Here is a 13,805-nt window from a genome sequence, read left to right as displayed (position 1 = left end):
GCCTGTTCAGTCCACCCACACTCGCGCATTGCGGAACATGCGCAACCACGGGCTCGGTTCCGCGATCGGGCCGTCGGTCCAACTCATCTGAACGTTGCGCTGCACCCGCTCCGGGTGGGGCATCATCGCGGTGAACCGGCCGTCAGCGGTGGTCACCGCGGTCAGACCCTCGGGTGAACCGTTCGGGTTGGCGGGGTAGGCGATCGCCGGCGAGCCGGCCGCGTCGACATAACGAGCGGCTCGTACGACGGTGGCCGCGTCGCCGCGCGCCGTGAAGTTCGCGAAGCCCTCACCGTGGGCGACGGCGATCGGCAGCTTCGAGCCGGCCATCCCGGCGAAGAAGATCGACGGGTTGTCGAGGATCTCGACCTGGGAGAGGCGTGCCTCGTATTGCTCCGACCGGTTGCGGGTGAACCGCGGCCAAGCCTCGGCGCCGGGAATTAGGTCTGCCAGCGCGGCGAACATCTGGCAGCCGTTGCAGATCCCGAGTCCAAAGGTGTCCGGGCGGTGGAAGAACGCGGAAAACGCCTCGGTGAGAACGGGATTGAAGAGCACCGAGCGAGCCCAGCCCTCACCCGCTCCGAGGGTGTCTCCGTAGGAGAAGCCACCGCAGGCGACCAGCCCGACCGCATCGGCCAGGTCGAAGCGGCCCGACTGTAGGTCGGTCATGTGCACGTCGTAGGCCTCGAAGCCGGCCCGGTCGAAGGCGAACGCGGTCTCGATGTGGGAGTTGACGCCCTGCTCGCGCAGGATCGCGACCTTGGGCCGGGCGCCCTTGTTCAGATAGGGCGCGGTGATGTCGTCGGCCGGGTCGAAACTCGGCGCGACGACCAGGCCGCCGCCGGCGCGACCCACCGCTGCGTGCTCCTCGTCCGCACACTCGGGGTTGTCACGCAGGGCGCTGATCCGCCACGAGACCTCGTCCCAGGCCGCGAACAGGTCGTCCAGCGGCTCTTCGATGCGGCGCGAACCGGCATCGACCCGTACGCGGCGGGAGTGGTTGCTCCGACCCACCACGCTCGCGGCGCCGTCGAAAGCGGCGAGCGCCTCGTCGACCCGGTCGGCGGGAACCTGCAGGAGGGCGCCCAGTTCCTCGCTGAACAGGGCGGCGAGGGAGTCGACCGACAAGTCGATGCCGAGGTTGCCGGCGAAGGCCATCTCGCAGGCCGCCGCCCAGAGTCCACCGTCGGACCGGTCGTGGTAGGCCAGCGCAATGCCGTTGTCGCGCAACGAGTTCACCGCGGCAACGAAGCGTACGAGGCGCTCCGGGTCGTCGAGGTCGGGTGTGACGCCGCCGAACTGGTCGCTGACCTGGGCGAGGATCGAGCCGCCGAGGCGGTTCTTGCCCGCGCCGAGGTCGACCAACAGAAGTGCGGTGTCGCCCTCGATCAGCTGCGGGGTGAGGGTGCCTTCGACGCTCGGCAACGAGGCGAACGCGGTGACGACCAGCGAGACCGGCGAGGTGACCTGCTTGTCGTCCCACTTGGTGCGCATCGACAGCGAGTCCTTGCCGACCGGAACACTGATCCCCAGGGCGGGACACAGTTCCATCGCCACGGCGTGAACGGTGTCGAACAGCGCTGCGTCTTCACCGGGTTCACCACAGGCGGCCATCCAGTTGCAGGAGAGCTTCACGCCGGGCAGCTCGATCGGGGCGGCGACCAGGTTGGTGATCGCCTCACCGACCGCCATCCGGCCCGACGCGGGACCGTCAACCGCGGCGATCGGGGTGCGTTCGCCACTGCTCATCGCCTGGCCGGCTCGGCCAACCAGGTCGCTCAGGGTGACCGCGACGTCCGCGACAGGCACCTGCCACGGGCCGACCATTTGGTCGCGGTGGGTGAGTCCGCCGACCGTGCGGTCACCGATGGTGATCAGGAAACGCTTCGAGGCGACGCTCGGGTGGCGCAGCACCGCATAGGCGGCCTCGCGCAGGTCGATGCCCTCGACGTCGAAGTCGGCCGACGACCGCTGGATGCGCGCGACATCGCGGGTCATCCGCGGCGGCTTGCCGAGCAGGACCTCCAGCGGCATGTCGATCGGCTTGTCGGTCGCCGTCTGCTCGTCGGAAAGTTCCAGTTGGCCACGGTCGGTGGTGACGCCGACGACGGCGAACGGGCACCGCTCCCGGGCGCAAAGGGCGGCGAACTGATCCAGCGAGTCTGCCTGCAGCGCAATGACATAGCGCTCCTGCGACTCATTGCACCAGATCTCCTTGGGAGCGAGACCGGACTCCTCGAGCGGCACCTTCGACAGGTCGAAGATCGCGCCCTTGCCGGCATCGTTGACCAACTCGGGGAAGGCGTTCGACAAGCCACCGGCGCCCACGTCGTGGACGGCGAGGATCGGGTTCTGCGCCCCGAGCGACCAGCAGTGGTTGATGACTTCCTGGGCGCGACGTTCAATCTCGGGGTTGCCTCGCTGCACCGAGTCGAAGTCGAGCTCGGCCGCATTGGTGCCACTGGCCATCGAGGACGCGGCGCCACCACCCATCCCGATGCGCATGCCCGGGCCACCGAGTTGCACCAGCAGGGTGCCCGCGGTGAACAGCACCTTCTCCGTCTGGTCTGCGTCGATCGCGCCCAACCCGCCGGCGCTCATGATCGGCTTGTGATAGCCGCGACGAACCCCGTCAACGGTCTGCTCGTAGACCCGAAAGAAGCCGCCTAGCCCGGGCCGACCGAACTCGTTGTTGAACGCGGCGGCGCCGATCGGACCGTCGAGCATGATGTCGAGCGGGCTCGCGATGTGATCGGGAGAGCCGTATTCGGTTGTCTCCCACGGCTCGTCGGTTCCGGGAAGGTTGAGGTTCGAGACCATGAAGCCGGTCAGCCCGGCCTTCGGCTGCGAACCGCGACCGGTCGCACCTTCGTCGCGGATCTCGCCGCCGGCGCCGGTGGCTGCGCCCGCGAACGGACTGATCGCGGTCGGGTGGTTGTGAGTCTCGACCTTCATCAGAACGTGGACGTCCTGCTCCCGGGCGGCGTACGGGCTCGGCTCGGCAGTCTGCTGGGGGAGCCACCGGGTGATCGGGCCGCCGGCCATGATCGAGGCGTTGTCCTTGTACGCAACGACAGTGCCCTCGCCGTTCACCTCTTCGGTGTATCTGATCATGCCGAACAGTGACCGGGCCTGCACCTCGTCGTCGACGATGAAGTCGGCATTGAAGATCTTGTGGCGGCAGTGTTCGGAGTTGGCTTGGGCGAACATCATCAGCTCGACGTCACTCGGGTTGCGAGCCAGACCGGTGAAGGACTCGGCCAGGTAGTCGATCTCGTCCTCAGAAAGCGCCAGCCCGAAGGTCGCGTTCGCCTCGTCGAGGGCGACCTTGCCGCGGCCCAGAACGTCGACGCGCTCCATCGGCTCGGCGACGCGATCGTCGAATAGTCGGCTCGCGCCGTTGTGGCCGGGGAAGGCCGACTCGGTCATCCGGTCGTGCAGCTGAGCCGCGACCGCATCCCAGTCTTCGACCTCACCGGCAATGACGTATTCGGTCGCCCGCTCGACGCGGTGCAAATCGATACCGCAGTTATGGGCGATGTCGGTGGCCTTCGACGCCCAGGGCGAGATCGTGCCCAACCGCGGGGTGACGACCACGAGCGTCCCGTCGCTCGGACCGTCGTACGGATCGCCGTACGTCAGCAGTCGGGTCAGTGTTTCGCGGGCGGCCACGTCGGGCTCGGCGGCCGAAGCGACCCAGTGGACATATCGAGCCGAAACGCCGGTTACGCCCGGCGCGACAGCCTGCAATCGGCGCAGCAGGGCGGTTGCGCGGAAGTCGGAGAGGGCGGAGCCGCCCGGAACGTGGGTCAGCACGAGGTGCGACAGAGCCATGGGCAAGGGTTCTCCTGGAGCGGCAAGGCGGGAGGCTCCAGGGTATCTGGCTGTGGCCACCGGTCCGCCGCGCCTGTGGCTAGGCCGTTGCCGCCCGCGGCCACGCCTGTGGTGAGCGCGCCCGAACCGAGGGTGGCTACCGGTTCGCGGCTGGCGCGACGATGCCACCGCTGGTGGTTGACGAACAGGAAGCGATCGCCCTCGTCGTGGCCCTCGGCAGCGCGCACGCCGGCGGAGAAATGGGCGATGCGACGCTGTCTGTGTTGTCCAAGGTGATGCAGGCGTTGCCCGCACCACTGCGCCGTCGCGCGAAGGCCGTAAGAGCCGTCACCGTTGATGTTCCGTTCGGCTCTGCGCCCGCCGTGGATGCCTCAACCCTCGCCACGCTCGCCGATGCAGCGGGAACGAGGGCAAACTTTCGCCCGCGCGAGGTGCCAGGCGCAGATCCGGCTGCCTAGGTGCGCGCCGGCATCAGCGGCGGCGAGACCCCCACGGCGACAGCGCTGCTGCACGCGCCCGCGGCAGAGATGGCGCAGCGATGGGGTCGCTACGGCGATGTCGATCCGGTCGACGACGCGACGTCCCGAGTCAGGATTGATGCCAGTAGCCCCGGCTGGGCACTGTTCGGACTCGCCATGGCCGGGGTGCCGTTCGAGATCGAGGAGGCTTCGCCGTCCGTACGGGAGGCGCTGGCCGACTGGGCCGCCCGCTTCTCGGCCGGCTGAGCCGTCACGAACGCTCCACTGGTTGAGCCGTCGCGAAGCCTCCGTTGGCTGAGCCGTCGCGAAGCCTCCGTTGGCTGAGCCGTCGCGACCCCTCCCCCCGTTGGTTGAGCCGTCGCAAGGAACGAACGACGAGTCGAAACCCCGGCTGGTCCAACCCCAAAGTCAACTCCAAGACCCACCCCTGTGGATACCGATCAGTACCAATTGGGTTGTGGATAAACGCAATTCATTCATACATAACCTTGAATCGCGATTCGAACAGGCGTACGATCAATACATCACATGGGGAAGTGGCGAACGCGAAACCGAAGGGGGTCGAGCATGAGTAACGCAACACTCACCATGCCGCTCCCGGCCAGTCACCGCCCCCTGGACACCCCGCCGACCGACACACCACCCTGTGGCGACGCGCGACTGCTCGAGCCCGGTTCCGGACCCGACGCCCTGGCCCACGTGACCGCAGTCATCCCGCAACTAGCCGTCTTGGCGGACGCGTGCACCCAACTGACGGAGCCCGAACTGACCGACGCCGCCCGCGTGTTGGCAATCGCCATGCAACGCGCCGAGGCCGCCCTCGTGGTGATCACCGCCGACGCGATCGACCGCGGCGTCATCACAAACTCCACCGCGGCGGGCCCCGCCCAATGGGTCACTCGCGTCGCCCTCGGGCAAGGATCCACCGACCTCATCACCGCCGAAGCCATCCGAAACGCCGGACCGCTGACGCCCGACACAGTTGCCGACCCTTCAACCGGCGACGCCGCCAGCAGTAGTCATGAGTCCGGGGTGGCCCTCGACCCTGCAGCGGCCTCGGCTGCATCGCCGGCTGCTGCCGCATTCCAAGTCCCCGGGATCGAACCAGCCCACGCGACTCGGATCGCGAAGCTCGCCCAAGCCTCCCGACACCCCGCCCACCGCGTCATGGCCGTCGCCGTACAAGAAGGTCATGCCTCGACCAGCGTTGCCAAAACCGCCCTCGAACACCTCGGCCGCATCTCCGCGATCCTGCCGACCGCGACCACCGATGAGATCCATGCCTGGTTCTTGTCCGTTCCCGCCACCCTCGGCCGAGCCGGGATCAACGAACTAACTCGCCGGATCATCGCCGAACACGGCACCCCCGAAACAGGCTCCACTCTTGATGATCAAGAGGCCGAACAAGAACGCCTCGAATACCTACGCATCTGGGACGACAACGACGGCATGACTGGCTTCGAAGGCCTGCTCGCCGGCGACCACGCGGCCGAGTTCAAACACCTCATCAATGCCCTCTCCGCCCCGTCACCCAAGACCTCCTGCTGCAACGACCCCCACCACCGCCACATCGGGAAGCCTGTTGACGCTGGCCAGACCGGCGCGAGCAAAGCAGCTGGCGAGAGTAAGGCAGCAGGCGAAGCGGCGGCCACGAGCAAGACGTCCGGCGAAGCAGCTGGCCCGAGCAAGACCGCCAGCGAAGCCGGGGACACCTTCCAGGAACGTGCCGAACTCATCCGCCTCGCCGACGACGACCGCACCCCCGAAAAGCGACGGATCGACGCCCTCATGATGCTCCTGCACCGCGTCGCCCGCTGGCTCGACGGCGACCCCACCATCGCCACCAACGGCCCCGCCCAGATGGTCGTCACCCTCGACTACGACATGCTCGCCGAAAAAATCCGCAGCACCGGCGGAACAGGTGCCGCGACCACCCGCGAGGGCCTGACTCTCAGCCCCACTACCGCCCGACAAATCGCTTGCGACGCCGCCATCATCCCGATGATCCTCGCCTCGTCCAGCCAACCCCTCGACGTCGGCCGAACCCAACGCCTCTACACCGGCGCCCTACGTCATGCAATCTTGCAAAAGTACGGCGGCTGCACCTACCAAGACTGCACAAGACCCGCCGACTGGACCGAAATCCACCACGCCATCCCCTGGGCCAAAGGCGGCAAAACGAACGCCGAAAACGGCTTCCCCCTCTGCTGCGCCCACCACACCATCGTCCATCGCGACAACCTCGTCCCGATCACCTCAGCAGGCGGCGGCATCCTCTGGATATCCGCCCAAATCGCCGGCCAGCAGGCGAGCCAGCAGGGCAACAACCGGCAGGGCAACAACCGGCAGGGCGACACGTGGCGTGAAGACAACCCGGCGTGAAGACAACCCGGCGTGAAGACAACCCACCGATCGACCGCGACGCCGTCAAGGGTCGCGGATCCGCGGAGACGCTCAGCGGAAGGCTGACACCCCTGTCAGTGCCTGCCCGATCATCAGCTGGTGCACCTCGGATGTCCCCTCATAGGTCAACACCGACTCCAGGTTGTTCGCATGGCGCAGAACCGGATATTCGAGCGTGATTCCGTTGGCGCCCAACAAAGTTCGACACTCGCGCGCAATCTTGATCGCCTCGCGTACGTTGTTCAGCTTGCCAAGGCTGACCTGCTCGGGCCGGACGCCACCGGCATCCTTCAGCCGACCGAGGTGCAGGGCGAGCAGCATCGCTTTCCCCAGCTCCAGACTCATGTCCGCGACCTTGGCCTGTGTCAGCTGATAGCCAGCCAGTGGCTTGCCGAAAATCTGCCGGTCGCCGGCGTACGACAGCGTCGTCTCGAGGCAATCCCGAGCTGCGCCGACCGCACCGAAGATGATCCCGAAGCGCGCCTCGTTCAGGCAGCTGAGCGGCCCCGAGAGTCCGGCAGCGTCAGGGAGCATCGCGGAAGCGGGCAGGCGGACGTCCTCCAACACCAGCTCGCCGGTGACCGACGCTCGCAGCGACAGCTTCTTCTTGATCTCCGGCGCGCTGAAACCGGGGGTGTCGGTCGGAACCACAAACCCGCGGATCCCCTTACTGGAGTCGGTGGTTTGCGCCCACACGACCGCGACATCGGCGACGGGAGCATTCGTGATCCACATCTTGGTGCCGTTCAGAACCCAGTCATCACCGTCGCTCCGCGCGCGGGTGCGCATGCCGCCCGGGTCCGACCCGAAGTCCGGCTCGGTCAGCCCAAAACAGCCGATGGCCTCGCCCGCCGCCATCCGCGGCAGCCACTGCTGCTTCTGCTCCTCGCTGCCCCAGCGATAGATCGCGAACATCGCCAGCGAGCCCTGCACCGACACCAACGACCGAATGCCGGAGTCGGCGGCTTCCAGTTCGAGGCAGGCAAGTCCGTACGCGGTCGCCGAGGTGCCGGCGCAGCCGTATCCCTCCAGGTGCATGCCGAGCAGCCCGAGTTGACCGAACAAGGGGGCGATCTCGCGCACCGGAACGGTGCCTGCCTCAAACCAATCCGGCAGGTTTGGACGAACGTGTTCGTCGAGCAACGCGCGTACGGACGCAGTCATGTCGCGCTCATCCGGTTGCAGGAGCGCATCGATGCCGAACAGATCCATCGGGGTTTGAGTCGCCATGTGCGTCATCGTCCCATTGGGCTGACGGGATGGACCACCCCTGGCAACCTGCCGGTCCGCGACGTAGCGTGAAGCAGTGAGCACACCTCCCACCGCCACTACCCTCGGTCAACTACGCGCCTCCGGACACGAACTCAAGAGCCTGCGCCGGGAAATCCGCGACAACCTGCTGTCCGCCCTCGGCGAGGGCCGCGACCCTTGGCCAGGCCTGCACGGCCTCGGCGACACCGTCATCCCGCAGCTGGAACGCGCGCTGATCGCCGGCCATGACGTGGTGCTGCTGGGCGAACGCGGGCAAGGCAAGACGCGGATCCTGCGTACGCTGGTCGGACTCCTGGACGAGTGGTCTCCGGTGATCGAAGGGTCCGAACTGGGCGAGCACCCGTTCGACCCCATCACCCATGCCGCGAAGCGGCGCGCTGCCGAACTGGGCGACGACCTGCCGATCACCTGGCGACACCGCGACGAGCGCTACGCCGAGAAACTCGCGACGCCCGACACCTCGGTCGCCGACCTGATCGGCGATGTCGACCCGATGAAGGTGGCCGAAGGCCGCAGTCTGGGCGACCCGGAGACCATCCATTTCGGGCTGATTCCGCGGGCCCACCGCGGCATCGTGGCGATCAACGAGCTGCCCGACCTCGCCGAGCGGATCCAGGTCGCGATGCTCAACGTGATGGAAGAGCGCGACATCCAGATCCGCGGCTACCTGCTACGGCTGCCGCTCGACGTCCTGGTGTTTGCCAGCGCGAACCCGGAGGACTACACCAACCGCGGCCGCATCATCACCCCGCTGAAAGACCGCTTCGGCGCCGAGATCCGCACCCACTACCCGCTTGAACTCGCCGACGAGATAGCGGTGATCCAGCAGGAAGCCCATCTCGTGGCGGAGGTCCCGAGCCCCTTGCTGGAAATCCTCGCGCGCTTCACCCGCGCGCTGCGGGAATCGTCGGCGGTCGACCAACGCTCCGGTGTCTCAGCTCGATTCTCCATCGCTGGCGCAGAGACCGTGGCAGCAGCAGCGTTGCACCGCAAGGTGATTGAGGGTGAACCCGAGGCTGTCGCGCGCCTGGTCGACCTCAGCACAGCGGTCGACGTTCTCGGCGGCAAGATCGAGTTCGAGGTCGGCGAGGAGGGGCGTGAACGCGCGGTTCTCGACCATCTCCTGCGACAGGCGACGGCCGACACCGTACGAAGCCTGTTCGCCGGAATCGACCTCGCTCCGTTAGTCGAAGCATTCGAGAGTGGCTCGATGGTGACCACCGGCGAGCGGGTCGCGGCCACCGCGGTTCTCAAGAGCCTGCCCGAGCTGGGCGGCTCCACCGTCTATGACGACCTCGCGGCTCGCCTGTCGGCGACCACCGACGGCGAGCGAGCCTGCGCGATCGAACTCGCATTGGAAGGGCTCTACCTCGTACGCCGGATTGCCAAGCAGACCGGCGATGGTGAGACGGTCTACGGCTGATGTCGTCCCGCGCCCGATACACCCGCTACGACGGTGGTCCTGATCCGCTGGCGCCGCCGATCGACCTGGCCGACGCGCTGGCGTCGATCGGCGAGGACGTCATGGCTGGCTACTCCCCCGAACATGCAATGCGCGAATACCTGCGCCGAGGTGGGGACCGCCAGCGCGGCCTCGACGACCTCAGCCAGCGGATTTCGCAGCGGCGCGATGACATCCTCGCCCGGCACAACCTGAACGGCACGATGCAGCAAATCAAGGAGCTGCTCGACAAGGCTGTGCTCTCCGAGCGGAAACAGTTGGCGCGGGACCTCGACGACGACGCCCGCTTCGGTGAAATGCGGATGGAGAACCTGCCCTCCTCGCCGGCGCAGGCCGTTTCGGATCTGTCGGACTACAAGTGGCGCTCCTCGGACGCGCGGGAGGCATACGACCAGATCAAAGACCTGCTGGGCCGGGAGCTACTTGAGCAGCGATTCGCCGGGATGAAGCGGGCCCTCGAATCGGCCACCGATGAGGACCGCGCCGCTGTTACCGACATGCTGAAGGACCTGAATTCGTTGTTGGAGAAGCGATCTCGCGGTGATGACACGCCCGCTGATTTCGCCGACTTCATGGCAGAACATGGCGAGTTCTTCCCGGAGAACCCGCAAACGCTCGACGAACTGCTCGACGCCCTCGCGGCCCGCTCCGCGGCCGCCCAACGGATGCTCAATTCGATGACGCCCGAGCAGCGCGAGGAGCTGATGCAACTGTCGGCGCAGGCGTTCGGGTCGCCGGAGCTCATGGAGCAACTGGGCCAGCTGGATCAACAGGTGCAAGCACTGCGCCCCGGCGAGGATTGGGGTGGCTCAGAGCAATTCGACGGCCAGGAGGGTCTCGGTCTCGGCGACGGCACGGGCGCGTTGCAGGACCTCGCCGAGCTCGACCGCCTGACCGAACAACTCGACCAGGAGCGGGCCGGCGCCGACCTTTCCGACATTGACCTCGACGCGCTCACCCGACAGCTCGGCCCCGAAGCGGCGGTCGACGCCCGCACCCTGTCCCAACTCGAGCGGGAACTGAGAGAGCGCGGCTACCTCACCAAGGGCTCCGACGGCGCGCTGCGCCTTTCGCCGCGAGCGATGCGCCAGCTGGGAAAGACGCTGCTGAAGGACGTCGCCGACCGGATGTCCGGGCGCGCCGGCCAACGTGACATGCACCGAGCAGGCGGAGCCGGCGAGTTCACCGGGTCGACCAGGGAGTGGGAGTTCGGCGACACCCAGTCGTGGGACGTGACACGAACGATCACCAACGCCGTACGACGGACCTCGGTCGATGGCCGATCCGCTGCCGGTGGCGTACGAATCCAGATGGAAGACATCGAGGTCGTCGAGACTGAGGCTCGCACCCAGGCCGCGGTGGCCCTGCTCGTCGACACGTCCTATTCGATGATTCGGGCCGGGCGCTGGGTGCCGATGAAGCGCACCGCTCTGGCGCTCCATCAACTGATCTCCACTCGATTCCGCGGCGACCACCTGCAGCTGATCGGCTTCGGCCGGCACGCCGAGGTGATGGACATCGAGGAGCTCACCGGGTTGTCCGGGATGCAGTTCAAGGGCACCAACCTGCATCACGGGCTGCTGCTGGCGAACCGGTTCTTCCGGCGCCATCCGAGCGCTCAGCCGGTCCTGCTGATCGTGACCGACGGCGAGCCGACAGCTCACCTGGAGCGCGACGGGCAATCGTTCTTCGACTACCCGCCCCACCCGTTCACCATCGCGGTCACCTCGGCCGAGCTGCAGGCCGCCGGCCGACTGGGCGCGCAGACCACCTTCTTCCAGCTGGGCGAAGACCCCGGCCTCGGCGGGTTCCTGCGCGACCTGGCCCGCTCGGTCGACGGCCGCGTCGTCACCCCTGACCTCGACGACCTCGGCTCCGCGGTGGTCGGGTCGTTCCTCAACTCACGTAGCGACCTGCCGCACGACCCCACCGGCTTCGACGGTCTCGGTTTCGGCCGCGGCTGGTGGGCCTGACGACGACTGAGGTCAGCGAGGGACGTCGAGGTCCTTGTGCCACGACTGGGTGACGTACGTCGTCTTCCAGCCCATCGATTCGTAGAGCCCATTCGCACCAGTCGGCGAGTCCGCATCGACCTCCAAGCCAACCCGGTTCCGCCCGCGCTGCGCCGCGTCGGAGATCACCGCGTAGATGAGCGCCTTGGCCACCCCGTGACCGCGCGCCCGACGGTGGACCCCGATGTAGTCGATGTACGTGCCCTCGACGCCCTCGGCATCCGCGGGGCTGACCGACGACACGACGGCGCCGGCCGGCATCTCCTGCCCGTCGACCTCGATCGTCGCCAACCACCAGTGATCCCATCGGTGCCCCGGATCCTCGCGCAGCCGCATCACAAACTCCGGGAAGCTCTCCCGATAGGAACTGAAGTGGTCCTGGAATGACTCCTCGAGCAGTCGGTGCAAGATTTGCAGGTCCTGGGCGACCGGCAGTCCGTCGTCGTGCGTCTCTACCCGTCGTACGGTGACCCCGGCGCGCGGCAACGGAAGTTCCTGCTCCTCAACGGGTTTCACCGGCCGGGACATATGCCACCAGGTGCGTACGTCCTCATAGCCAGCCGCCGACAGCCAGCCACGCTGCCGTTCGTCGCCGGCATACGACCAGCCGTCGAGCAGGGTGCCGCGCAAGCGCCGCATCCGGCCGATCTCCAGCGCCCACCGCTGCGCTGCGTCGAGCAGGCAGTGCACCAGCGGGTCAGCGATCTCTGGGTCAAGGTCGGCGGCCACGACCGGCTCGACGACCGTACGGCCGGCGGCGCGGTCGTGCACGGACAGAAACGCAACGGCTTTGCCTGCCCGCTCGACCAACACTTGCCGCCGCGTCCACGACCCCATGCCGATGGTTTGCGCCGAGATCGCCTCCTCGTTAACGACCCCTGAACCTCGGCCAAGCCGTTGATATTCGCTCATGAGCGCTGCAACAGCGGGAACGTCGTTCTCGTCGGGGGTCCTAACGGAGAGTGTTTCGGGCAGGCCATTGATCTGCAGGTCCATCTCGGTCATGGGCTCCAGTCTTACGGGTCGACGCGCAACCAGGGTGCAACACTCCCGTCGGCCTGATCACATCCTCGTAGGCTGGGCGCATGGATCTTGCTCAGGAACTGGCGCCCTCCGGCACCCTCATCGCCTCGATCAACCTCGGCAATCCGGTTCTGGCCCAAGGCGATCCGCGGGAACCGCGGGGCGTCACCGTCGACCTCGCCCGGGAACTCGCCACCCGGATCGGGGTCCCCGTGGAGTTCCTCTGCTTCACCGCGGCCAAGGACTCCTTCGCCGCGCTGATCGACGGTCGCGCGGGCGTGGGCTTCCTAGCCGCCGAGCCGCAACGGGCGAAAGAAGTGACCTTCAGCGCCCCGTACGCACTCATCGAGGGGGTCTATGTCGTGCCCTCCGACAGCCCGCTGGCCAGCGTCGCGGATGTCGACACCACCGGGGTGCGCATCGGGGTGAAGGAGGGGTCGGCCTACGACCTCTTCCTCTCCCGGAACCTGCAGCATGCGGAGCTCGTACGAGGGGTCGACGGCACCACCGTCTATCTCGCGGACTCGCTGGAGGTCGGAGCCGGAATTCGCCAGCCGGCAACGCAGTTCGTCGCGGACCACGCCGGCCATCGACTGATCGAAGAAGCCTTCATGCAGATCCGGCAGGCGGTCGCGGTCAGCAAGGGTGTTTCGGCGCAGACGGCACAGTTCGTGCATCGTACGGTCGAGGAACTGAAGGCCAACGGCTTCGTCGCCGACTCCCTAGAGCGCAGTGGTCAGGGCGGCGTACGAGTGGCTCCGGCGGCTCAGAAGTAGCCAGTCTCGCCGTCGAGCAGTTCGCGGATGACGTCGAGCTGGCCGGCGTGGCGCGCGGTCTCCTCAATCATGTGGACGATCATCCAGCGCAGCGACGCGTGGCCGGCGGGGAACCCGTCGAAAGCGCCGAGGTCGTCCAGTTCCGCACCAGCTATCACCTGATCGGATCGGTCGCATTGCCGCCGGTATTCGCGCAGCAGCTGGTCCATCTCACGGTCGGCGACCATGAAGTCCAGGTCGTCCGTGCGTTGTGAGAAGGCCGGGCTACCGGTCGGAGCGGTTCCCGTGAAGGCCACCTCGAACCAGGTGTGTTCGGTCCAGCGGAGGTGCGAGATCAGCCCGGCCACCGTCATCAGCGGCGACGTCGGAATCACCACCCGGTGGGCGTCTTCGTGCGAGATCCCCTCGCACTTCATCAGCACAACATCGCGCTGGAGTTGATACCAACCCATCAGGTTGGTGCGTTCGTCGGCGTCGAAAGGCGGGCGTTCGCGAGTCGTCATGCAGGCGATCCTGACGGCTCGACCGTCAACGGCGCCAACGA

General features: G+C 67.1%; 10 protein-coding genes. 6 read left to right on the top strand and 4 right to left on the bottom strand.

Annotated features, from left to right (window positions below; translation table 11 throughout):
- Positions 1–6: 6 nt before the first annotated feature.
- Positions 7–3,834 carry a phosphoribosylformylglycinamidine synthase gene (gene purL, locus ACYU98_RS04960; protein WP_460467086.1) on the bottom strand — a complete coding sequence of 1,276 codons (3,828 nt, stop codon included), beginning with the start codon at positions 3,832–3,834 and terminating at the stop codon, positions 7–9.
- 173 nt (positions 3,835–4,007) lie between these two features.
- Between purL and ACYU98_RS04955 the strand changes: the two genes are divergently transcribed.
- The 3 genes from ACYU98_RS04955 to ACYU98_RS04945 all read left to right on the top strand — a co-directional run bounded on the left by ACYU98_RS04955 (position 4,008) and on the right by ACYU98_RS04945 (position 6,695).
- Positions 4,008–4,292 carry a hypothetical protein gene (locus tag ACYU98_RS04955; RefSeq protein ID WP_460467085.1) on the top strand — a complete coding sequence of 95 codons (285 nt, stop codon included), beginning with the start codon at positions 4,008–4,010 and terminating at the stop codon, positions 4,290–4,292.
- Positions 4,293–4,559 carry a WCX domain-containing protein gene (locus ACYU98_RS04950; RefSeq protein ID WP_460467084.1) on the top strand — a complete coding sequence of 89 codons (267 nt, stop codon included), beginning with the start codon at positions 4,293–4,295 and terminating at the stop codon, positions 4,557–4,559.
- 321 nt (positions 4,560–4,880) lie between these two features.
- On the top strand, positions 4,881–6,695 hold the full coding sequence (locus tag ACYU98_RS04945; RefSeq protein ID WP_460467083.1) for an HNH endonuclease signature motif containing protein: 1,815 nt from the start codon (positions 4,881–4,883) through the stop codon (positions 6,693–6,695).
- A gap of 72 nt (positions 6,696–6,767) precedes the next feature.
- On the opposite strand, the gene ACYU98_RS04940 is transcribed toward ACYU98_RS04945, so the two are convergent.
- Positions 6,768–7,946 (bottom strand): acyl-CoA dehydrogenase family protein, encoded by a 1,179-nt coding sequence (locus ACYU98_RS04940; RefSeq protein ID WP_460467082.1) that lies wholly within the window; start codon positions 7,944–7,946, stop codon positions 6,768–6,770.
- A gap of 76 nt (positions 7,947–8,022) precedes the next feature.
- On the opposite strand from ACYU98_RS04940, the gene ACYU98_RS04935 reads away from it, so the two are divergent.
- Positions 8,023–9,411 (top strand): magnesium chelatase, encoded by a 1,389-nt coding sequence (locus ACYU98_RS04935; protein ID WP_460467081.1) that lies wholly within the window; start codon positions 8,023–8,025, stop codon positions 9,409–9,411.
- A complete protein-coding gene (locus ACYU98_RS04930; protein WP_460467080.1) occupies positions 9,411–11,423 on the top strand; it encodes a vWA domain-containing protein in 2,013 nt (670 codons plus the stop codon). The genes ACYU98_RS04935 and ACYU98_RS04930 overlap by 1 nt, the downstream gene beginning before the upstream one ends.
- A gap of 12 nt (positions 11,424–11,435) precedes the next feature.
- On the opposite strand, the gene ACYU98_RS04925 is transcribed toward ACYU98_RS04930, so the two are convergent.
- The gene (locus tag ACYU98_RS04925; protein ID WP_460467079.1) at positions 11,436–12,467 is read right to left on the bottom strand and encodes a GNAT family N-acetyltransferase; all 1,032 of its coding nucleotides are present in this window, start codon (positions 12,465–12,467) and stop codon (positions 11,436–11,438) included.
- A gap of 80 nt (positions 12,468–12,547) precedes the next feature.
- On the opposite strand from ACYU98_RS04925, the gene ACYU98_RS04920 reads away from it, so the two are divergent.
- Entirely contained in the window at positions 12,548–13,261 is a 714-nt protein-coding gene (locus ACYU98_RS04920) for a transporter substrate-binding domain-containing protein (protein WP_460467078.1), read from the top strand.
- Here the strand turns inward: ACYU98_RS04920 and ACYU98_RS04915 are convergent.
- Positions 13,252–13,764 carry a DinB family protein gene (locus ACYU98_RS04915; RefSeq protein WP_460467077.1) on the bottom strand — a complete coding sequence of 171 codons (513 nt, stop codon included), beginning with the start codon at positions 13,762–13,764 and terminating at the stop codon, positions 13,252–13,254. The genes ACYU98_RS04920 and ACYU98_RS04915 overlap by 10 nt on opposite strands.
- Between the last annotated feature and the right edge of the window lie 41 nt (positions 13,765–13,805).

This window comes from Calidifontibacter terrae (assembly GCF_054778835.1).
Note: the sequence above shows the minus strand (reverse complement) of the source record. Positions and strands in the feature narration are given on the sequence as shown.

What these genes read in the sequence shown, in the direction of transcription:
- purL (WP_460467086.1), bottom strand. Translation starts at nt 3,834, where the DNA reads ATGGCTCTGTCGCACCTCGTGCTGACCCACGTTCCGGGCGGCTCCGCC.
- ACYU98_RS04945 (WP_460467083.1), top strand. Translation starts at nt 4,881, where the DNA reads ATGAGTAACGCAACACTCACCATGCCGCTCCCGGCCAGTCACCGCCCC.
- ACYU98_RS04940 (WP_460467082.1), bottom strand. Translation starts at nt 7,946, where the DNA reads ATGGCGACTCAAACCCCGATGGATCTGTTCGGCATCGATGCGCTCCTG.
- ACYU98_RS04930 (WP_460467080.1), top strand. Translation starts at nt 9,411, where the DNA reads ATGTCGTCCCGCGCCCGATACACCCGCTACGACGGTGGTCCTGATCCG.
- ACYU98_RS04925 (WP_460467079.1), bottom strand. Translation starts at nt 12,467, where the DNA reads ATGACCGAGATGGACCTGCAGATCAATGGCCTGCCCGAAACACTCTCC.
- ACYU98_RS04920 (WP_460467078.1), top strand. Translation starts at nt 12,548, where the DNA reads ATGGATCTTGCTCAGGAACTGGCGCCCTCCGGCACCCTCATCGCCTCG.
- ACYU98_RS04915 (WP_460467077.1), bottom strand. Translation starts at nt 13,764, where the DNA reads ATGACGACTCGCGAACGCCCGCCTTTCGACGCCGACGAACGCACCAAC.